Annotated in this window: 19 protein-coding genes; 10 read left to right on the top strand and 9 right to left on the bottom strand. The window is 33.2% G+C overall.

The window, feature by feature from the left end; genetic code table 11:
- Positions 1–16 precede the first annotated feature (16 nt).
- The 3 genes from Q0921_RS08745 to Q0921_RS08755 all read left to right on the top strand — a co-directional run bounded on the left by Q0921_RS08745 (position 17) and on the right by Q0921_RS08755 (position 3,005).
- A complete protein-coding gene (locus tag Q0921_RS08745) occupies positions 17–463 on the top strand; it encodes a hypothetical protein (protein ID WP_299255935.1) in 447 nt (148 codons plus the stop codon).
- A 126-nt stretch (positions 464–589) separates the two neighbouring features.
- Positions 590–1,222 (top strand): LysE family transporter, encoded by a 633-nt coding sequence (locus tag Q0921_RS08750; protein WP_299255936.1) that lies wholly within the window; start codon positions 590–592, stop codon positions 1,220–1,222.
- Positions 1,223–1,550: 328 nt separating this feature from the next.
- Positions 1,551–3,005 (top strand): aminotransferase class V-fold PLP-dependent enzyme, encoded by a 1,455-nt coding sequence (locus Q0921_RS08755; protein WP_299255937.1) that lies wholly within the window; start codon positions 1,551–1,553, stop codon positions 3,003–3,005.
- Here Q0921_RS08755 and Q0921_RS08760 read toward each other — a convergent pair.
- A complete protein-coding gene (locus tag Q0921_RS08760) occupies positions 3,002–3,796 on the bottom strand; it encodes a DUF2797 domain-containing protein (RefSeq protein ID WP_299255938.1) in 795 nt (264 codons plus the stop codon). The two genes, Q0921_RS08755 and Q0921_RS08760, sit on opposite strands and share 4 nt — an antisense overlap.
- A 123-nt stretch (positions 3,797–3,919) precedes the next feature.
- Here Q0921_RS08760 and Q0921_RS08765 point away from each other — a divergent pair, with 123 nt between their 5' ends.
- The gene (locus Q0921_RS08765; protein WP_299256139.1) at positions 3,920–5,452 is read left to right on the top strand and encodes a GH3 auxin-responsive promoter family protein; all 1,533 of its coding nucleotides are present in this window, start codon (positions 3,920–3,922) and stop codon (positions 5,450–5,452) included.
- Positions 5,453–5,686: 234 nt separating this feature from the next.
- Positions 5,687–6,031: a hypothetical protein gene (locus Q0921_RS08770; protein WP_299255939.1), complete on the top strand. Its 345-nt coding sequence runs from the start codon at positions 5,687–5,689 to the stop codon at positions 6,029–6,031.
- Positions 6,032–6,156: 125 nt separating this feature from the next.
- Here Q0921_RS08770 and clpX read toward each other — a convergent pair whose 3' ends face one another.
- From clpX to Q0921_RS08810, 8 genes are all read right to left on the bottom strand, one after another.
- The gene (clpX, locus tag Q0921_RS08775; protein WP_299255940.1) at positions 6,157–7,389 is read right to left on the bottom strand and encodes an ATP-dependent Clp protease ATP-binding subunit ClpX; all 1,233 of its coding nucleotides are present in this window, start codon (positions 7,387–7,389) and stop codon (positions 6,157–6,159) included.
- A 106-nt stretch (positions 7,390–7,495) separates the two neighbouring features.
- Positions 7,496–8,170: an ATP-dependent Clp endopeptidase proteolytic subunit ClpP gene (gene clpP / locus Q0921_RS08780; protein ID WP_299255941.1), complete on the bottom strand. Its 675-nt coding sequence runs from the start codon at positions 8,168–8,170 to the stop codon at positions 7,496–7,498.
- A 101-nt stretch (positions 8,171–8,271) separates the two neighbouring features.
- On the bottom strand, positions 8,272–9,594 hold the full coding sequence (tig, locus tag Q0921_RS08785; protein WP_299255942.1) for a trigger factor: 1,323 nt from the start codon (positions 9,592–9,594) through the stop codon (positions 8,272–8,274).
- A gap of 86 nt (positions 9,595–9,680) precedes the next feature.
- Complete coding sequence (locus Q0921_RS08790; RefSeq protein WP_299255943.1) at positions 9,681–10,028, bottom strand: phage holin family protein; 348 nt, start codon at positions 10,026–10,028, stop codon at positions 9,681–9,683.
- Between the two features lie 103 nt (positions 10,029–10,131).
- Complete coding sequence (locus Q0921_RS08795) at positions 10,132–11,703, bottom strand: G-D-S-L family lipolytic protein (RefSeq protein WP_299255944.1); 1,572 nt, start codon at positions 11,701–11,703, stop codon at positions 10,132–10,134.
- Positions 11,704–11,710: 7 nt separating this feature from the next.
- Positions 11,711–12,958 carry an OmpP1/FadL family transporter gene (locus Q0921_RS08800; RefSeq protein WP_299255945.1) on the bottom strand — a complete coding sequence of 416 codons (1,248 nt, stop codon included), beginning with the start codon at positions 12,956–12,958 and terminating at the stop codon, positions 11,711–11,713.
- A gap of 122 nt (positions 12,959–13,080) precedes the next feature.
- Positions 13,081–13,848 (bottom strand): alpha/beta fold hydrolase, encoded by a 768-nt coding sequence (locus tag Q0921_RS08805; protein ID WP_299255946.1) that lies wholly within the window; start codon positions 13,846–13,848, stop codon positions 13,081–13,083.
- 7 nt (positions 13,849–13,855) lie between these two features.
- Complete coding sequence (locus Q0921_RS08810; protein ID WP_299255947.1) at positions 13,856–14,569, bottom strand: pyridoxine 5'-phosphate synthase; 714 nt, start codon at positions 14,567–14,569, stop codon at positions 13,856–13,858.
- Between the two features lie 97 nt (positions 14,570–14,666).
- On the opposite strand from Q0921_RS08810, the gene Q0921_RS08815 reads away from it, so the two are divergent.
- The 5 genes from Q0921_RS08815 to Q0921_RS08835 all read left to right on the top strand — a co-directional run bounded on the left by Q0921_RS08815 (position 14,667) and on the right by Q0921_RS08835 (position 20,402).
- Positions 14,667–15,323 carry a CBS domain-containing protein gene (locus tag Q0921_RS08815; RefSeq protein ID WP_299255948.1) on the top strand — a complete coding sequence of 219 codons (657 nt, stop codon included), beginning with the start codon at positions 14,667–14,669 and terminating at the stop codon, positions 15,321–15,323.
- 38 nt (positions 15,324–15,361) lie between these two features.
- On the top strand, positions 15,362–16,246 hold the full coding sequence (locus Q0921_RS08820; protein ID WP_299219680.1) for an NAD kinase: 885 nt from the start codon (positions 15,362–15,364) through the stop codon (positions 16,244–16,246).
- A 100-nt stretch (positions 16,247–16,346) separates the two neighbouring features.
- Positions 16,347–17,030, top strand: coding sequence for a DUF6089 family protein (locus tag Q0921_RS08825; RefSeq protein ID WP_299255949.1), 684 nt, complete (start codon positions 16,347–16,349; stop codon positions 17,028–17,030).
- Between the two features lie 2 nt (positions 17,031–17,032).
- The gene (locus Q0921_RS08830; protein WP_299255950.1) at positions 17,033–17,770 is read left to right on the top strand and encodes an isoprenyl transferase; all 738 of its coding nucleotides are present in this window, start codon (positions 17,033–17,035) and stop codon (positions 17,768–17,770) included.
- Between the two features lie 4 nt (positions 17,771–17,774).
- Positions 17,775–20,402 carry a POTRA domain-containing protein gene (locus Q0921_RS08835; protein WP_299255951.1) on the top strand — a complete coding sequence of 876 codons (2,628 nt, stop codon included), beginning with the start codon at positions 17,775–17,777 and terminating at the stop codon, positions 20,400–20,402.
- Positions 20,403–20,406 lie beyond the last annotated feature (4 nt).

Below are 20,406 nucleotides of genomic sequence, written 5' to 3' on the forward strand. Positions count from 1 at the left end.
TACGTTAGTTTAAATTATGCTTAAATCAAAATTATTAATAGGTGTCATCTTTTTTCTGATTTTCCAATATGCAAACGCTCAGGAAAAAGATGAGGCCATTTTTTTTGTCAAAAAAGATCAAATTACCAAATTCCATACAATTGGTGATCTGGAAAATTTAAAAAAAGGTGAACTCATCAAATTATATCAAGATCGAGTACGCGAAATTGTAACCGTTCTCCCATTTTTATCTCTAACCAATGAACCTGGAGTTAGATTAGGCGATTTAGGAATTAAAGAAGATTCTGGTAATATAAAATCTCTTAAAAAAAGTACTGAAGCCACTAAGGAGGCTATAGGCACTGCGCAAACTTCTATTGAAGAACTTATTCCCTATGCAGACACAGAAAAAATTATATTAACGATTCTTTACTATGAAGAAATTATTAAAAAAATGAGAATCGGAATTACTAGAAGTTTTTAATACACAAACTACAACTATTATACATCCCGAAAAGAAGCGATAATTTTTATATTATGGCTTCTTTTTAATTCGAAGCAATCCTCTTAATAAATGTAAGGGAAGCTATAGAATTACTACTAAAGCTCTATGATCGCATTCTATCTTATCTTGGGGATTTTAACTTCGGTAGCTGGTGCCTTGCCTCTGGGAGCAGTTAACATTGCTGTAATTAACACAACAATTAAAGAAAATACTAGAAAAGCATTACGTATTGCACTAGCAGCTGGTATAGGAGAAGTATTATTGGCCTTTTTTGCTCTACATTGTAGTATGGAGCTCACAGGTTTTTTCGAAAATAACCGATGGATTCAATTAGTAATTATTTCTATATTTTTAGTAATCGGTATTTATTTTTTAGTACGAAAAAACAAACAAGACACAAATGTAAAAGCTCCTAAAATCAAATTGGGAAAATCTAAATTTATAACTGGTTTCTCTCTTGCATTTTTAAATCCTCCAGTAATTATATACTGGATAGTAGCGATATCCTTGACAAACAAACATCTTTTCGAACTCACACTATATATTCCGCTGATTGCTCTATTTCTTTTCTTTTCGGGAATATACCTTGGTAAAATCGGCACATTGTACTTATATAGTCAATGGGGAAAGAAAATGGCTCAAAAATCTAATGATTCTAAAACTAAATTATTTAAAATTATTGGTGTTGCACTCATCCTCATTTCTTTTGTTCAAGGAGTAAAGTTTCTAATAGCCTAGTTATATATTTTTCTTAAAACATTCAATACATCTCTCTCTACGTATTTGATACTTATCTAAGTAAAAGCTATACTGAATAGCAAAAACGAATGGTCGGAATTAGAAGACATTTCCAAACTATCGTATCCATAGAAGAATAGTAACTTATTATACATATCGAGTAATCTTAATAGCTATGTATTTACCAATATTCTGATTAAGTATCGTCATTAGGTATTTTTTTTATCGTTTCGTTCCAAAGGAGAATACATCTTTTTAATAAATATATACTAGTAAATACTGCTTGAAATCGCATATTTTTGCAAATAAAGTAAGTAAAAGGATCTCAATGAAAGAAAATGACCTCAGCGCTAAACTAGAGTTATCTAAAGATGAAATGAAACAATATGGCTATACAATTATAGATCATATTGTAGAACATTTTGATACTCAGGACTCCAAAAAACCAGTAGCAATAGCTACTAGGGCAGAAATGGATAACTTGCTAACAGAAGATATACCACATCAGCCAACAGAAGCTAATGAAGTTCTTAATTTTGTAATGGAAAATATTATTCCACAAAGCACTATTGTATCACACCCAAAATCATTTTCTTTCGTACCAGGTCCAAGTAATTATATTAGTGCAATGGCGGACACCATTGCTACTGGGTTTAATATTTTCTCTGGAGGCTGGGCTGCATCACCGGGAGCTGCAGAATTAGAAATACTTACGATGAACTGGTTATTAGAAATTTTTGGATTTGGCACTAAAAAAGGAGGAGGTATTTTTACAAGCGGAGGATCCATGGCTAACCTTACTGCATTAGTAACGGCAAGAAGAATAAAATGTGGAGATGATTTTTCTAAAGCAGTAATTTACTTATCAGACCAAGCACACTCTTCTAATATAAAAGCGATTAAAGTAATAGGCTTTAAAAAAAGTCAAATAAGAGTTATTCCTACAGATCTCGAATTCAAAATATCTCTTAATAAATTAAAAAATGCAATTGCTAAGGATCGCCTTCAAGGATTAGAACCTTTTTGCCTGATTGCCTCTGCCGGTACAACAAATACCGGAACAGTAGATCCATTAGATGAAATGGCAAAAATTTGTAGCGAAGAAAAATTATGGTTCCATATTGATGGAGCTTATGGTGGTGCAGCAATACTAGCCAATAATGGACAGGAATTATTAAAAGGTATTGAAAAAGCAGATTCTCTAACAGTAGATCCTCACAAATGGTTTTTCCAGCCTTATGAAATGGGTTGTTTATTAGTTAAAAATCATAATTGGCTTAGTGGAACCTTTAGCGAAAAACCAGAATATCTAAGAGACGTGGAAGGTAATGAATCCGAAATCAACTTCTATGACCACGGTATCCAATTAACTCGTCGGTTCCGAGCATTAAAATTTTATATGTCACTGAAGACATTTGGTTTGGATTCTTTTAAAAAGGCAATTCAATATAATATCGAATTAGCTGACCAAACTGAAGGTTTATTAAGAAAAAGTTCTAAATGGGAAGTCATATCGCCTGCAACCTTAGCGGTAATAAATTTCAGGTATAACCCTATCGATAAAAATTTTACAGAAAAGGAGATTGATGTCATAAACCAGAAAATATCTGAAAAAATGATTAATTCTAGAGAAGCACTACTAGTAACCACCGTACTTGTAGGCCAAGTAGTATTAAGAATGTGCTTAATCAATCCTAGAACAACTATGGATCATATTAAAGAAACTATAGAGCAATGTGAATTATATGGAACTGAAGTGCTATCAAAAGAAAACACTAATTAAATCATAGTTAACTGAACTACATATCCTTCATTATTCCTAACATTAAAAACAGTATCATCCTCAAAAATTAAGTATTGACCTTTGATTCCTTTTAGTACACCCGAATATTCGGGTGTTTTTTCTAGGTTTAAGCTCTTTAATTTGCTTGGATACTTTAATACAGGAAAATCAAGTTCGGTTTCCTTATTGTTTTCTAAGAAATACTCTTTTACTTCATCAGGAATAAACTCTTTAAGTTTATCTCTATAGGTTGTTAGATTTTTATCCTCAATTTCATTTTTGAGCATTTTTCGCCAATTCGTTTTATCAGCTACATGATCTTTTAAAGCTACTTCAGTGATACCCGCAAGGTATCGATTAGGTGTTTCTACAATTTCAATAGCCTCGTGAGCTCCTTGGTCAATCCATCTAGTAGGAACTTGGGATTTTCGGGTTACACCAACCTTGATATTACTTGAATTAGCTAAATAAACGATATGCGGCTGAAGCTGTGCTTGTTTTTCAAAATCCAAATTCCGATCTTCGATATCCAAATGAGCTTTACTTAGCTCAGGACGCATTACCCAATCCCCAACCTGAGGCTGATTATAAAAATCATCATAACAATATCCTTGTCTATATATTTTTTTGTTTTCGCCACAAGCTAAACACTGATAACCAACAAATTTTATACTAAGGGTTTTATTCAGTAATTGATTTATATGAATAAAATCAGAATCAAACACTAAATAGTATTGAATTGGGCTCCCTAATTCAGTTCGCATTTTGGTTAATACTCCTTGATATTGCATAAAAAGTTCAGTTATAAGTTAATCTGTAAAAAGAATGATATTATTTTTGTTATTTTAGTTTCCGAAAAAAGTCAACCACACAATCATATTAATGCTAATTACGGCCCAAAGATACATCAAAAAATGCCAATTCCTTTAGTAAATTCTATCGCTAGCTGGTTTCTAAAAAAGCGTTTTCATCAAATGGAGCTTTTTCTAAAATACCCTAATGAAGTACAGCTAGAGTTGTTACATGTTTTATTAGAGACCGCCAAAAACACAGAGTTTGGCAAGACCTATGATTTCTCATCAATATATAGTTATGAAACCTTTAAAGAGCGCGTTCCCATTCGTTCTTATGAAGATTATGAAGAAATGATCGAACGTAGCAGATTGGGAGAACATAATATATATTGGCCTACACCTATTAAGTGGTTTGCAAAATCTAGTGGAACTACGAATGCTAAAAGTAAATTTATTCCGGTAAGTCAAGAATCACTAGAAGATTGCCATTATGCAGCTGGAAAAGATCTTTTATGCATGTATCTCAATAACAATGAAAATTCTAAACTTTTCACCGGAAAAAGTTTACGCCTAGGAGGAAGTAAAGAATTATATAAAGAAAATGGCACCTCATTTGGTGATTTATCTGCAATTATCATTGACAATATGCCGTTTTGGGCAGAATTTAGTTCTACTCCAAGTAACGAGGTTTCTTTAATGAGTGATTGGGAAACAAAAATGATGGCTATTGTAAACGAAACTGTCTTGGAAAATGTTACAAGTCTTGCCGGAGTCCCATCCTGGATGCTAGTTCTATTAAATCAGGTATTAGAAACAACAGGACAAGAAAATCTTTTTGAAATATGGAAAAATATCGAAGTATACTTTCACGGAGGAGTAAGTTTTGAGCCGTATATTGATCAATACAAAAAAATATTTCCGGGAAATTCTTTTCAATATTACGAAATTTACAATGCATCCGAAGGCTTTTTTGCAATCCAAGATCGAAACGAATCATCGGAGCTTTTGCTAATGCTAGATTATGGTATTTTTTATGAATTTATTCTTATGGATACTTATGGAAAAGCAAATCAGAAAGTTATCCCACTAAGTGATGTAGAGATTGGTAAAAATTATGCTGTTATTATTACTACGAATGCTGGTTTATGGAGATATAAAATTGGTGATACTGTTCGTTTTACCTCTATTAATCCTTATAGAATAAAAGTATCTGGAAGAACAAAACATCATATCAATGTATTTGGTGAAGAACTTATTATTGAAAATGCTGAAGAAGCGCTTAGGAAAGCTACAAAAGAAACCGATAGTGAAATCATCGATTATACCGTGGCTCCAATTTTTATGGAAGGAAAAGAAAAAGGTGCTCACGAGTGGATGATTGAGTTTAAAAAACATCCGAAAAATCTTGATCATTTTGCCAATATTCTAGATCGTAACCTTCAGGACATTAATAGCGACTATGAAGCAAAAAGGCATAACAGCACCACATTAAATATTCTACAGATTAATAATGCTAGACCTTACTTATTTTATGATTGGTTGAAAAAAAATGATAAACTCGGAGGCCAACATAAAATACCTAGGCTCTCTAATTCCAGAAAATATCTGAATGAATTACTTATCTTAAACAAGATTGGTTCATATTCACTTTAAATGACTAAAAGCATAAATCAATATTAAAAAATAGCAAAATTCCCCATTACAATATTCAAAACGATGGTTTTCGCGTAAAAAAATTACGTAAGAAGTTTTACTTTTTAGTTAAAATTGAGTATTTCATCGGTTAAAAAAAACGATTGAACTAAAAAACAAAAAATATCTTTCGCACACATTATTTTCGTATTAAATTTGTTACCAGTTAGTTATGATTTAACAAACGTCCCAAATATGAAAAATATTTTACTCAGCCTTATTTTTATTTCCTGTTCTACAGCTATTAATGCACAGAAAACAACTACCATTGCTAATGATAACATTAAAGAAGAAAATGTTTCTACAAGCAAGACTGCTTCTAATGGATCTTCTTCGTTTATATCTACTCCTGAAAATACGATAACAGATGTAAACAAAGTTTGTTACGGAGAAACTTCTAAAGTTGCTTTTTATGAAGTATTGATCGCTAAAAATGGATTTAAAATAAACCTTAAAAACAGTAAAGATTTAGTAATAAGAAATACGGAAGAAATCATCTCTAAGAAAAGAGAAGAAATATTATATTCCGAAAAAGATTAACTCAGATTCGTTCTAAATTTTAGAATAACAGCAATTTTGTATAATTACAAGAAAGTATTTTTAAATAGAAAACTCCTTAAGTTTCAACTTAAGGAGTTTTTATTTTTCATAATAACGAATCTATGTTATGAAACTGCTTTGAGCTTATTTATTATAGTTTTATTCAATTTCTTTTCAGCATAATCCTTTGTTACCCTAAACTCAGTTTCGTCACTCTCTGGTAATTCATACATTGCATCAGTTAAAATTGCCTCACACAAAGAACGCAATCCTCTTGCTCCCAACTTATACTCCACAGCCCTTTCTACTATATAATCTAAAGCTCCTGGTGTAATAGTGAACTCTACATTATCCATTTCGAAAAGCTTTTTGTACTGCTTTATAATTGCATTTTTAGGCTCAGTTAAAATAGCTCTCAGTGTATTGTTATCCAATGGATTCATATGGGTTAACACAGGAAGACGACCTATTATCTCCGGGATTAATCCAAAATCTTTCAAATCTTTAGGAATAATGTATTGCAATAGATTGTCTTTTTCAATGATATCCTCTGATTTAGAAGCACTAAAGCCCATTGCTTGCATATTTAGACGCTTTTGTATCGCATTTTCGATACCATCAAAAGCTCCTCCAGCTATGAAAAGTATATTTTCGGTATTTACTTCAATAAACTTTTGATCTGGATGCTTACGTCCACCTTTTGGCGGAACGTTCACTACGGTTCCTTCTAATAGCTTTAATAAGGCCTGTTGTACTCCTTCTCCCGAGACATCTCTTGTAATACTTGGATTATCACTTTTACGGGCAATTTTATCAATCTCATCAATAAACACAATACCTCTTTGAGCTTTTTCGAGATTATAATCAGCCGCTTGTAATAAGCGAGTAAGAATACTTTCTACATCTTCTCCTACGTACCCAGCTTCCGTAAGTACCGTAGCATCAACTATAGCTAAGGGAACATTAAGCATCTTTGCAATTGTCTTTGCAATCAAAGTTTTACCAGTTCCTGTTTGCCCTACCATAATGATATTACTCTTTTGTATTTCGATATCATCATCAGTAGTAGGCTGTAATAAACGTTTGTAATGATTATATACAGCAACAGACATTACTTTTTTAGTAAACTCCTGTCCGATTACATATTCATCCAGAAATTTCTTTATAGCCATAGGCTTACGAAGCATTAATTCTGAGCTAAGTTCTCCTGTTTCCTCATCTCTAGCCTCTTCTACAACAATTCCATGAGCCTGTACGATACAACGGTCACATATATGCGCATCTAACCCAGCAATTAGCAAATTAGTCTCAGGCTTCTTTCTTCCACAAAACGAGCATTCTAAATCTTCTTTCGGCATAATTATCTATTTCAACAAAAATCGTCTACCTTATATTTCACTTATTGATAGACTTATTTCTAGGGGTGCAGACGATCTTTATCTGCTATTATTATTTAACTATAAATTATTCTCTTGTAAGTATTTCATCTATCATTCCATATTCAAGAGCCTTATCAGCTTTCATCCAATAATCTCTATCACTATCTTCATAAACTTTATCATAACTCTGACCCGAATGTTTTGCTATGATATTATATAATTCTTCTTTTAGTATCAATATTTCGCGAGCAGTAATTTCTATATCACTAGCTTGCCCTTGAGCACCACCAAGTGGTTGATGAATCATTACTCTACTATGTGGTAAACCAGAACGTTTTCCTTTCTCACCTGCACATAATAATACTGCTCCCATTGATGCCGCCATCCCAGTACATATTGTTGCTACATCAGGTTTAATAAATTGCATAGTATCATAAATACCTAAACCTGCGTATACACTACCTCCTGGAGAGTTTATATAAATCTGTATGTCTTTTGTAGAATCTACACTCTCCAAAAACAAAAGCTGTGCTTGTATAATGTTAGCTACCTGATCATTGATACCTGTACCCAAAAAGATAATACGATCCATCATCAAACGAGAAAATACATCAAAAATGGCTACGTTCATTTGACGTTCTTCTATAATATTAGGAGTCATCCCAGTTGGATACATACTACTGATAATTTTATCATAGTAATTACTATTAATACCATGATGCTGTGTAGCGTATTTTTCGAATTCTTTTCCGTAATTCATATGTTCTTTTTCTGAAATTTTATTTTTATAAAAAAGGCGTTAATCCAATCTTGGTTTAACGCCCTAAATATAAGTATAAATTCCTTATTAGTGTATGTTGATTATTTGTAAACTTCTTTTACAAAATCGTCAAAAGTCACTTCTTTTTCTTTCAATTTAACGTTATCCTTATAGTAGGCAAGTAATTTCTGGCTCATTAATTGTTCAGAAATTCTTTTCACTTCATCTTGATTAGATAAAATTCTAGCTGCAATATCTTCTAGCTCTTTATCTTCTGGTGACATCTGACCAAATTGAGCCATTTGTCCTTTTATCAAATCTTTAGCAAATTCCTTTAATTCTTCAAAAGTAACCTGAAGATTGTTATCAGTGATTATTTTTCCTTCTATTAATTGGAAACGTAATCCTTTTTCACTCTTCTCATACTCATCCTTTGCTTGATCTTCTGTCAAAGGCTGCTCACCTGTAGTCTGAATCCATTTTTGCAAAAATTCTGCTGGTAAATCAAACTTAGTGTTCTCAAGAACACTTTCAGTTACGTCATTAAGCAACTGCTGATCGGATTGTTGAACAAACTGACGCGCAGCATCCTCTTTGATTTTTTCTTTAAGTTCAGTAACGGATTTTACACCGTCTTTACCATATAATTTATCAAATAAGTCTTGATCCAAATCAGCTAGTTCCTGATTATTGATTTCAGAAATAGTAAAAGTTACTTCGACATCAAGACCTTTAACATCTTCCTGACTAACTTTTAAAGCATTCATCAAATCATTATCATCAGAAAATAATCCTTTAGTTTTTAATGTTAGTACATCTCCAACTTTAGAACCGATAAATTTATCTGAGTTTCTTTTTCCTTTTATTTTATCTAAAGAAATAGTTGTTTGATTCTCTATTTCTTTTTCTTCATTTAAGAAAGTACCATTAATTAAATCGTCTTTCTCAGCAGTTTCTTTTGGCACTAACTTACCATATTGCTTTTGGATAGTTGTGATTTGATTATCAATCATTTCATCAGTAGCAACAATCTTATAATTAGTTATAGCTTTTTTACCATTAAGTTTAATTTCAAATTTTGGTGCTAAACCTAACTCAAATTCAAAAGAATAATCATCAGTATCCCAATCAAAGCTATCTTGTTCTTTAGGCAATGGATTACCTAAAACATCAAGCTTTTCTTCTGTCAGATACTTATTAAGAGCATCTTGTAGTAGTTTATTAACTTCATCTACTAAAACTGCCTTTCCATATTGCTTTTTAACCAATCCCATAGGAACGTGACCTTTTCTAAAACCAGGAATATTGGCGTTCTTACGATAATCTTTAAGAATGTTCTCTACCTTATCGTTATAATCTGCTTTTGCAATATCTACTGTTACTACAGCATTTAAATCGTCTAATTGCTCTTTTGAAATATTCATTATCTCTACTTTTTTGTACTAAAAATCGGGTTGCAAAAGTAATACTTTTTTACAACTCAACAAAGTTTTAACTTCCTGAAAAACAGTTAGCTTTTATCTTTCTTTAAAATAGAGTATAATATAGATTGAAACACAGATAGCAAAATACTAAATATCAACGCCCATAACCAGCCATTAACATTAAAACCTGAAACAAAATGATCGGCCATTAGTATGATTGCTGCATTAATTACTAACAAAAACAATCCTAAAGTAACGATAGTTACTGGTAAGGTTAATATAACCAATAAAGGCTTAACGATAGCATTAAGAATCGCCAAAAGAACTGCCACAATAAGAGCACTTACATAATTATCGACACTAGCTCCAGGTAAAATTTCTGCTAATACCAAAACGGCAACAGCGCTAAGAATCATTTTTAATAAGAATTTCATAAGTAAAGGTTTAGATTGATTATCAAAGTAACTAAAAACAAAGCAATAAAAAAACCTGTTAATCTCTTAACAGGTTTTAAAAATATATTATAAAATCTTGATATTAGTTCACACCTACATCATTACTTAATGTAACCGTTCCATAATCCCCAGGATTTACTGAAGGCAATGTTGCTCCATACGCAATCTCTATAGCATTAATAATACCATTAGTCACTAAAGCATGTGCTCTAGGTGTAGGATGTACTCCATCTAGAGAAAATCCACCACCAGTAACAAAATCAGAGGTTATTACCCCTCCATCAAATGGAATCCCACCGTTAGCAGCTTGTGCTAAATCATTTGCAACGTTATAAAAAGCTAGACCATTCTCTGAAGCAATAGTAGCGATTGAAGTGTTAAATGACAAACGAGCGTTCTCCACTAAAGATTGTTCACCTGGAGTTAATACATATTGATCCTGTAACGGATAGGTCACACCATTAACTGATAATTGGCCCGCTTGTGCTTGCGTTAAACCAAAACTCATTAATTCTGCCAATCTCTCCTGATTTACTTGACCGATAACACCAGAACTAGTTAAAACTAATAAATCATTAGCTGTTGCCTGTCTTGCTTGTCCATATTGAGCTGCAAAAATTGCAGCTTGTGCAGGACCTAAAGCTGGTGTTAAAACCTGTACTAGTTGAGCTGATATATCCGTCAATGATTCGTCTCTTACAACAACCGGACTAGCTCCCGTTGTAGAAAATTGAATTGATCTTTCAGGAACACCCAAAAATGCAAATGCTCCATTTAATTGACCATAAGTAGCATTTAATGTAGGTATTTGCGGCCCAAAATTAGGGTCTAATGGACTTAGAGGAGCGAATGGCACTGTGGTAAAGAAAGGTAATGTAGTTACATTAGGTAAATTAAGTACTACTCCTTTTGCACCTGTAGACACAAGAGCTCCAATCAAGGCTCTATACGTATTATCAAATACACCATTATTTGTGATATCTAAACCTATAGGAGAATATGTACTAGGATCTGTATTACCTGTTACATTATGATCTACACCTACACCACCTGATGTAGCGTATCCTAAAATATCATTATTTCCTATCCATAAACTAAAAAATGTAGGACTCTGCGCTACTGCATCTCCAATCACAGTGGCATTAGGCTCACTAGCAAAACGTCCAAAATATGGATTTAAAGCACCATATCCGGGAAATCCTAAATGGTAAACTCTTGCTCCAGGAACTCCCATATTGTTGAAAGAAGCTCCTAAATTAGCTGTAATATCTGTAGAAGGTGCTGCTCCGGTATATACTGCAGGACCAGGATTACCTTCTGCATCAAAAGCTAAAACAAATCTAGGAGGAAAAGCAGCAGTTTGACCTGCAAACCCACCAACATTATCAGCCATTAAAGGCTGCGTAAATTCTCCTCCACCAGCTAATGCGAATTGCTGAGATAATATATTAGGGTATGAATTTTCCTGCCCTGTTATATATAATGCTCCATCCGCAAAACCTGCAGTTAGAGAATTTCCTAAAGCAACAAAATTAGAAAAGTCAGCCTCACCGCTAGAGTACACTCCAGCTTCATCGATCGGATTATCAAATTCTGATTCACAAGCTACTAAACCTAATGCCAGAATTGCTAAATATTTTATATTTTTTTTCATCTTCAAATTATAATTTATAAGTTAAACCAAGTCCTGGCGCAAATGCGCTTGATTTATATGTTCCACGAAAAGGTACATTTTGTCCATTTTCTTGATAAAAATCATATGATTCATTAACTTCTTCGAATCTCAAATAGAAGAAGGAAGCATCAATTGCTAACTTAGGAGTAATTGCAAAACTTATACCACCGGTATATCCCTGAGAATCATTACGCGGCGTCTCTGGCGCAAAAAATCCAGATTGTACTGGAGACTCGTCAATATAATACCCAGCTCTTAAAGAAATTTTAGAAGTAGCATCATACTGTAATCCAAAACGGTATACAGAAGAATTTTTGTAGTTACGTGTGTTTAATGAAGTCGCCCCAGTTCCAAATTGAATATCTAAAGATTCATATACATCCCAAAATTGTCTGTTGTAATCAAACGCAAACAACCATTTCTTATGAAATTGATATGAAAGTCCTACAGATAATTCAGCCGGCAAAGGTAGCTCTGCATCAAATGTAGTTGTTCCGTTTGCTGGTGTCGCAGGAGAATTAGGAAAATTACTAAAAGTTGCTTCTCCTCCCTCTGCTTCAAGAATAATCTCACTACGGTAATTGAATCCTAATCTGAAGTTTTCTGTTGGATTAAACATAGCACTTATGCTCCATCCCCAGTTACTTACGCCAGAATCATCAATTGTAATATTAGAACGATTACCATCTATATCAGATAATGTCCTGTTCGCATTCCTATTAAAATTAACAGAACCTGTAACATAAATCGGTCCACCACCAATACTAAACTGATCAGAAAGTTTTATAGAAACTACTGGTTGGATATAGATAGCAGCTAATTCAATATTATTTACTAAGTGAGAACCTGCCCAGTCAGTTGGCCAAGTCACCTCACTACCATAAGGAGTATAAACCCCAAGCCCTAAAGCTAACCAATCATTAACTTTATAAGATCCGTACAAATTAAGCGGTGTCCCCACAGAACTATCTGTCTCAGAAGAAATTCCGAGATCAGAGTTCTGATAAATTACATCAGTAAAAATACCACTGACACCAGCACTTACATTTAATTTGTTTTCTAAATATACAAGACCCGCAGGATTGAAGAATACCAGTTCCGCACTATTTACCACAGCAACACCTGTATGCCCCATAGCCATAGCTCTCTGCCCTTGCACACTAACTCTATATCCACCAGCATAGGTGACCAAAGTCACTAAGGCGAATAGAACTAATAATAGTAGTTTTTTCATAATAAATTAGAATTGTTTTTGTTTTTTTAAGAATATTGAAAAAATAATGCTCCAAATTTAGCAGAAAATACCAATTATCCAACTAAATCATTAAAATATTATGCATACATAGCATTTTTTGTTTAATTTTTAATAAATTCTAATACTGATGCTAAAAATTCGGCGGGATTTTCCGCGTGCAACCAATGTCCTGCATTAGAAATTTCATTAATCCGTGATTGGGAAAATTGCTTTTTAATCCGAACCTCGTCTTCGTTCAAAATATAATTAGATTTCGCTCCTTTAAGAAAAAGTGTTTCTCCTTTATAAACGGAATCTTCTGGAAATTCTACTCCGATTTCTGAGGAATTTTGTATCAAACCATCCAAATTCATGCGCAACCCAAGTTCACTCTTCTCCTTCCAAAACAGGTTTTTCATCAAAAACATCCGCACTCCTGTATCCTGCACATATACACTTAAAGCTTTATCGACTTCTCCTCTAGTTTTTAATACATCAAAATCTAAAGAACTAAGTCCATCAAGAATATCTTGATGATGTAATGGATAATATTTTGGTCCAATATCAGCAATTATCAATTTCTCAAGTAACTCAGGATGATTAACCGCAAAGAACATAGCAGTCTTACCTCCCATGGAATGACCTAAAAGTATTATATCTTTCAGGTTATTACTATTACAATATTCTAACAAGTCAGAAGCCAAAAGTTTATAGCTAAATTGATCATTATGAGGGCTACGACCGTGATTTCTTTGATCTATCAAATGTATTTGATACCCATATTCAGATATCTTCTTAGCAAGAGTTTTCCAATTATCTCCCATACCAAGAAACCCATGTAAAATCAAAAATGGTCTTCCTTCCCCAAAGACGTTAGCGTGTAATCTCATGCTTTCATTATTTAAGTTTGTGCAAATACATATTTACGACGTTTTCCAATCCAAGATACAGGGATTCACTTATCAACGCATGCCCAATAGAAACCTCTAGCAATCCAGGAATATTTTCTTTAAAAAATTTAATATTATCGAGAGAAAGATCGTGACCTGCGTTTATACCTATCCCTAAATCCAAAGCTAACTTAGCACATTGCGTATATGGTAGAACCGAATCTAAATTACCTTTAGCGTATTCTGATGCGAAAGATTCTGTATACAATTCTATTCGATCAGCACCAATTTCTTTAGCCCCTTCAACCATCTCTTTTATGGGATCCACAAAAACCGAAGTCCTTATATTATTTTTTTTAAACTCTGAAATCACCTCGCTTAAAAAACTCTTATGTTTTACAGTATTCCAACCTGCATCACTAGTAATAGCATCAACCGCATCTGGAACTAAAGTTACTTGAGTTGGGTTAATCTCGTTCACTAAGTTAATAAATTCCGGTATTGGATTTCCTTCTATATTATATTCCGTATGAACTACTGGTTTTAAATCATAAGCATCTTGATACCTAATATGTCTTTCATCAGGTCGAGGATGAATAGTGATTCCTTCTCCTCCAAAATTCTGAATATCAGCCGCCACTTTAAGCAAATTTGGTGTATCACCTCCTCTTGAATTGCGTAGCGTTGCTATTTTATTGACATTAACACTTAATTTTGTCATAGTTTTTGATATAACTTTTAATAAAAAGCAAAAATACGAACTTGAGAGTGCGTCGGTTACATATTTTTGATTAATTTGCATAAAAAGCCCCGGGAATATGAAGACAAGCTTATATATAATAAACGAAATAGATCCACTGTCCACAGCCGCTAAGGTTGCGGACGCACAATTATTATTTAATGAACTCACTTACACCCACTTTCCGGTTTTGAAGGATGGTATTTATGTAGGATGTATATCAGAAGCAGATGTTAGATGTTTCGAAACTGAAAAGGTATTAGAATCCTATCTATACGCTTTAGAAGGTTTTTTTGTTAGAACTAACACCAACTGGTTAGATATTTTAGAATCCTTTGCTCAAAATCATTCTAACATATTACCTGTTCTTGACGACGACAACAACTATCAAGGGTATTTTGAATTAAGAGATATTATGAATCTTTTTAACGAAACTCCTTTCCTAAGTGAACCAGGTAATATTTTAATTGTAGAAAAAGGTGTTTTAGATTATTCTTTTAGCGAAGTTTCACAAATCGTAGAATCGAATAATGCTAAATTACTTGGTCTTTTTATCTCTAACATGGAAAATGATGTAACTCAAATTACGTTAAAAATAAATGACAGTGATGTAAACAATATCGTTCAGACCTTTAGAAGGTACAGTTACAATATTGTCTCTAAGCATCAAGAGGATTCATTTTTAAACAATCTTAAAGAAAGATCTCAGTATTTAGAAAAATACCTTAATATTTAATAAACAACATCAACTAACACCTAACAAATCCAATCATAATGAAGATAGGTATTTACGGCCAGTTCTATCACGAAAAGTCTGGAATATATATCCAACAATTATTAGAAGCGCTGGACAAAAATAACATCGAGGTAGTCATTGAGAAAAACTTTCTCGAGCTCATCAACCTTCACGATGATATTGACAAAAGTTATTCTCATTTTAGCACTTTTGAGGAGTTAGACCACTCATACGATCTTTTTTTCAGCATTGGTGGAGATGGAACTATTCTAAAAACGATTACTTACGTAAGAGACTTAGGTATTCCAATTGCTGGAATAAATACCGGAAGATTAGGTTTTTTAGCAACCATTCAAAAAGAAGAAATAAAAGATACAATTAACCTTATATTGGATAAGAAATTTCATATTTCTCCAAGAACAATTGTAACAATAGATACTGTTCCTCCAACAGAAGAATTCGGAGTTCTAAACTTTGCAATGAATGAAATTGCTGTCAGTAGAAGAAATACCACTTCGATGATAACAGTCCACACCAGTCTTAATGATGAATTTCTGACTTCTTATTGGGCGGATGGACTCATTGTCTCTTCTCCAACTGGTTCTACAGGATATTCCTTAAGTTGCGGCGGTCCTGTTATGATGCCTGATGCAGAAAGCATGGTACTTACACCTATTGCACCTCATAACCTTAATGCAAGACCATTAGTTATTCCCGATGACAAAGAAATTAAGTTACAAGTTTCAGGAAGAGAAGACACTTATTTAGTTTCTCTAGATTCAAGAATACACACTTTACCTAATGAAGCTACAGTTGTTATTAAAAAAGCTCCTTTTAAAATAAATATGGTAGTTTTAGAAGGTGATAGTTTCTTAAAAACATTGCGAAAAAAAATGCTTTGGGGTGAAGATAAACGTAATTAGACAATAAAATCTACTAAAAAGTGTTTTTTAATTCATACTATTTTACTCAAATTCTTGTGTACTAAAGTTAATTGTTATATTTGCAAACTTTTGAAAATCTATGAGATACTTAGCAACCTTTGTATTAATTTTGTTTTTTGGACAATCTATCACTTCACAAACCTATGAGGTTGGACTGATGGCTGGTGGTTCTAATTATATTGGAGATATAGGTTCTACGTACTATATTTCACCTAATTCCTTTGCTATTGGAGCAATCGGAAAATGGAATCGAAGTAAAAGACACGCTTTTAGAGCATCTTTCTTATATGCCAACCTTAAATCAAATGATTCTAGAGGAGATGACAGGAGGGTACAAAGAGGTTACAGCTTTAATAATTCTGTAAAAGAGTTATCTGCAGGGTTAGAATTTAACTTCTGGGAATGGTATTTATATGATGGTGAACCACAATTTACCCCATATCTATACACAGGCCTGACTGGTTTCAATTATAGTGCTAAAGCGATTGACCCTAACAATGGCAATCAAATTAGTTCCTATAGTGAAAAATGGAGTGTTGCTATACCAATCGTAGTTGGTGTTAAGAAAACTATTGCACGCCACTGGGTATTAGGTGCAGAAATTGGAGCAAGATATACATTCACTGATAATTTAGACGGAAGTGATCCAGACAGTGCGTTTGGAACAGGATTTGGTAACTTGGATAATAATGATTGGTATGTATTTACCGGCATAACATTATCCTACACATGGGGTAGAATCCCATGTTATTGTGCATTCTAAAAATGATTAATAAAGAACAACTCAATTCTAACATTCCAAAACATGTAGCCATCATTATGGATGGTAATGGCAGATGGGCAAAAAAGAAAGGATTCTTTAGAGCTGTTGGTCACGAAAATGGGACAAAAGCCGTTAGAGAAGTTGTAGAAGGAGCAGCAGATATAGGAATAAAGTATCTTACGTTGTATGCATTTTCTACAGAAAACTGGAACAGACCTAAGTTAGAAATAGAAACTTTAATGAGACTTTTAGTAAGCTCATTAAAAAAAGAAATAAAAACACTACAAAAAAATAATATCCGTCTAAACGCCATCGGAAACTTACAAGCTCTACCCGAAAAGGCGAGAAAGGAATTACTAGAAGTTATTGAAAAGACTAAGGATAACAAGCATATGACACTTTCCTTAGCTCTTAGTTATGGTAGTCGAGAAGAGCTAATAAAAACTATTCAAGAAATAAGCAATAAAGTTAAAAATAATGTACTTTCGCCACATCTTATAAATGAAGCAGTCATTAATGAGCATTTGTATACCAAAACGCTACCAGATGTAGATTTATTAATACGAACTAGTGGAGAACAACGTATTAGTAATTTCTTATTATGGCAGATTGCGTATGCAGAATTATATTTTACTGAAATATTATGGCCTGATTTTAAAAGAACAGACTTATTTGAAGCCATTTTAAATTATCAACAAAGAGAAAGAAGATTTGGAAAAACTAGTGAGCAGCTTAGTTAAAAAGATGACAAAAAAATTACCAATTACGTATTTTACATTTATTGCATTTTTACTAAATACAATATTACTTTCGGCACAAAACTTACCGGATACTAGAGGAAAAGAGTATATTATTGGAGATATAGAGGTAACTGGAATATCTACTTATAGTAAGAATACTATTATAACCTTTACAGGTCTTAAAAATGGTGAACGGATTTCATTACCAGGCGATCGTATAAGTCAGGTTATAAAGAAACTTTGGGACCTTGAATTATTTAGTGATATAAACTTTTATATTACTAAAGTTGAAGGAGATACTGCCTACCTTGAGATTAATATCCAAGAAGTCCCAGAATTAAACCAAGCTCGTATAGAAGGTGTTAGAAAGCGTAAAGCAGAAGATTTGATTAAAGACAATAGTCTTAACCCAGGAACAAAAGTGACTGAAAATCTTATTACTACAACACGTAACTTTATTACCAATAAATATCGTAAAGACGGTTTTCTTAACACTAAAGTTATTATTAACACCACCCCTATTAAGGATACCGTTCCAACTAATAAGGTTAACATGTTAGTTCGTATTGACAAAGGTGATCGTGTAAAAGTGGATAATATTAGAATTAACGGAAACGAGCAATTTTCTGACAGTAAGGTGAGATCAGCAATGAAAAACACTAAACGAAAAAAATTCTGGAGATTTTGGAAACGTTCAAAATATATAAAGAATGATTATCAGGAAGACAAAGAAAATATTGTAAGTAAATATAAAGAAAAAGGGTATCGAGATGCTCGAATCACTACAGATTCTTTAATTGTAGAAGATGACAATAGTGTATCTCTAAATCTTCAAATAGAAGAAGGTAATAAATACTATTTTGGAGATATTAATTTCTTAGGAAACAGTGTTTATACAGACAACCAACTAGCAAGACAGTTAGTAATTAAAAAAGGAGATGTATATAATGGTGTCCTTCTAGAAAAACAGATTGCTGACAACACTAAACCGGATGCAAATGATCTTACTAACTTGTATCAAAATAATGGATATTTATTTTCTAACATTGATGCCGTAGAAACTAATGTAAAAAACGACACTATAGATTTTGAAATAAGAATCCGAGAAGGAAAACTAGTCCATTTTGATCATATTACGGTTACTGGTAATGATAAAACTAATGATCATGTTGTTTATCGAATTTTAAGAACTAAACCAGGTCAAGTATATAGTAAAGATTTAGTTGTAAGAACGGTTAGAGAAATAGGTCAATTAGGCTTTTTTGATCCAGAGCAATTGGAACCTCAATTTAAAAATGCTGATCCTCAAGCCGGAACTATAGACATCAACTATCCTGTTGTTGAAAAAGGAGCGAGTCAGATTGAGCTTCAAGGTGGTTTTGGTGGTGGAGGTTTTGTTGGAACCTTAGGTTTAGCCTTTAGTAACTTTTCGATCAGGAATATTTTCAATAAAGAAGCATATAGTCCTTTACCAATGGGAGATGGTCAGACGCTTCGTGTTAGAGCTCAAGCCAGTCAATTCTTCCAAACATATAGCTTATCATTCATCGAACCTTGGCTTGGTGGAAAAAGACCATTTCAGCTTTCTACCTCTTTTTCTCATACAATCCAATTTTTATTTAATAGTCAAACTCGTAATGTAGATAGAGATAGTAAGTTTTTGATTACTGGTGGATCTATTGGTATTGCAAAAAGATTAAATTGGCCTGACAACTACTTTACTTTATCTCAGGCAATAAGTATACAGCATTATAATCTTAAAAACTACAACACAAGACTATTTACCTTTGGTGATGGTGCATCTAACAATCTTGCATACACTATAGGGATCAATAGAAACAATACAGCTGTAAATCCTATTTTCCCAACATCCGGATCAGAATTTAATCTTATTGCTAAACTTTCTCTGCCCTATTCAATATGGGATGGTACCGACTATAGTGAATTAGCAGAAAGAAGATCAGAAATTCAAGGACAATTAGATGATCCAAACTCGGGATTAAGTACTGATGAACTTCTTGATCTGTCAACTGAAAGAGGTGAAATAGATCAAGAACGATTTGATTGGTTAGAATATTACAAGATAAAATTTGATGCTACTTGGTATACAACTCTTGCCAAAATAGGAAAACAACCATTGGTATTGAGAACCAGAGCTGAGTATGGTTTTCTTGGAGCTTATAATAATGATCGAGGAAATATTCCTTTTGAAAGGTTCTTCTTAGGAGGAGATGGATTAGGAGCAACAGCCTTGGACGGAAGAGAAGTTGTAGCACTTAGAGGATATCCAAACCAATCGCTAATACCATTAAGTAGAGCAAATGATCCAGATTTTGTAGAAGATGGGGCAACAATTTATAATAAATATTCGTTAGAGCTTCGTTATCCTATTACTCTAAAACCATCAGCTTCTATTTACATGCTGACGTTTTTAGAAGGTGGAGCATCTTATGATAGCTTTAGAGGATTCAATCCGTTTCAATTAAATCGTTCTGCTGGAGCTGGTTTACGTATATTTATGCCAGCCTTTGGATTGCTGGGTATTGATTTTGGGTATGGTTTTGACCCAATTCCAGGTACGACAGGAAATAATGGATGGGAGACTCACTTTATCATTGGACAACAATTTTAATTTT

This window comes from uncultured Aquimarina sp., assembly GCF_947496855.1.
In the GTDB taxonomy this organism is placed as follows: Bacteria; Bacteroidota; Bacteroidia; order Flavobacteriales; family Flavobacteriaceae; genus Aquimarina.

Coding starts and splice junctions, on each gene's coding strand:
- Q0921_RS08745 (WP_299255935.1), top strand. CDS start 17: ATGCTTAAATCAAAATTATTAATAGGTGTCATCTTTTTTCTGATTTTC.
- Q0921_RS08750 (WP_299255936.1), top strand. CDS start 590: ATGATCGCATTCTATCTTATCTTGGGGATTTTAACTTCGGTAGCTGGT.
- Q0921_RS08755 (WP_299255937.1), top strand. CDS start 1,551: ATGAAAGAAAATGACCTCAGCGCTAAACTAGAGTTATCTAAAGATGAA.
- Q0921_RS08760 (WP_299255938.1), bottom strand. CDS start 3,796: ATGCAATATCAAGGAGTATTAACCAAAATGCGAACTGAATTAGGGAGC.
- Q0921_RS08765 (WP_299256139.1), top strand. CDS start 3,920: ATGCCAATTCCTTTAGTAAATTCTATCGCTAGCTGGTTTCTAAAAAAG.
- Q0921_RS08770 (WP_299255939.1), top strand. CDS start 5,687: ATGAAAAATATTTTACTCAGCCTTATTTTTATTTCCTGTTCTACAGCT.
- clpX (WP_299255940.1), bottom strand. CDS start 7,389: ATGCCGAAAGAAGATTTAGAATGCTCGTTTTGTGGAAGAAAGAAGCCT.
- clpP (WP_299255941.1), bottom strand. CDS start 8,170: ATGAATTACGGAAAAGAATTCGAAAAATACGCTACACAGCATCATGGT.
- tig (WP_299255942.1), bottom strand. CDS start 9,594: ATGAATATTTCAAAAGAGCAATTAGACGATTTAAATGCTGTAGTAACA.
- Q0921_RS08790 (WP_299255943.1), bottom strand. CDS start 10,028: ATGAAATTCTTATTAAAAATGATTCTTAGCGCTGTTGCCGTTTTGGTA.
- Q0921_RS08795 (WP_299255944.1), bottom strand. CDS start 11,703: ATGAAAAAAAATATAAAATATTTAGCAATTCTGGCATTAGGTTTAGTA.
- Q0921_RS08800 (WP_299255945.1), bottom strand. CDS start 12,958: ATGAAAAAACTACTATTATTAGTTCTATTCGCCTTAGTGACTTTGGTC.
- Q0921_RS08805 (WP_299255946.1), bottom strand. CDS start 13,848: ATGAGATTACACGCTAACGTCTTTGGGGAAGGAAGACCATTTTTGATT.
- Q0921_RS08810 (WP_299255947.1), bottom strand. CDS start 14,569: ATGACAAAATTAAGTGTTAATGTCAATAAAATAGCAACGCTACGCAAT.
- Q0921_RS08815 (WP_299255948.1), top strand. CDS start 14,667: ATGAAGACAAGCTTATATATAATAAACGAAATAGATCCACTGTCCACA.
- Q0921_RS08820 (WP_299219680.1), top strand. CDS start 15,362: ATGAAGATAGGTATTTACGGCCAGTTCTATCACGAAAAGTCTGGAATA.
- Q0921_RS08825 (WP_299255949.1), top strand. CDS start 16,347: ATGAGATACTTAGCAACCTTTGTATTAATTTTGTTTTTTGGACAATCT.
- Q0921_RS08830 (WP_299255950.1), top strand. CDS start 17,033: ATGATTAATAAAGAACAACTCAATTCTAACATTCCAAAACATGTAGCC.
- Q0921_RS08835 (WP_299255951.1), top strand. CDS start 17,775: ATGACAAAAAAATTACCAATTACGTATTTTACATTTATTGCATTTTTA.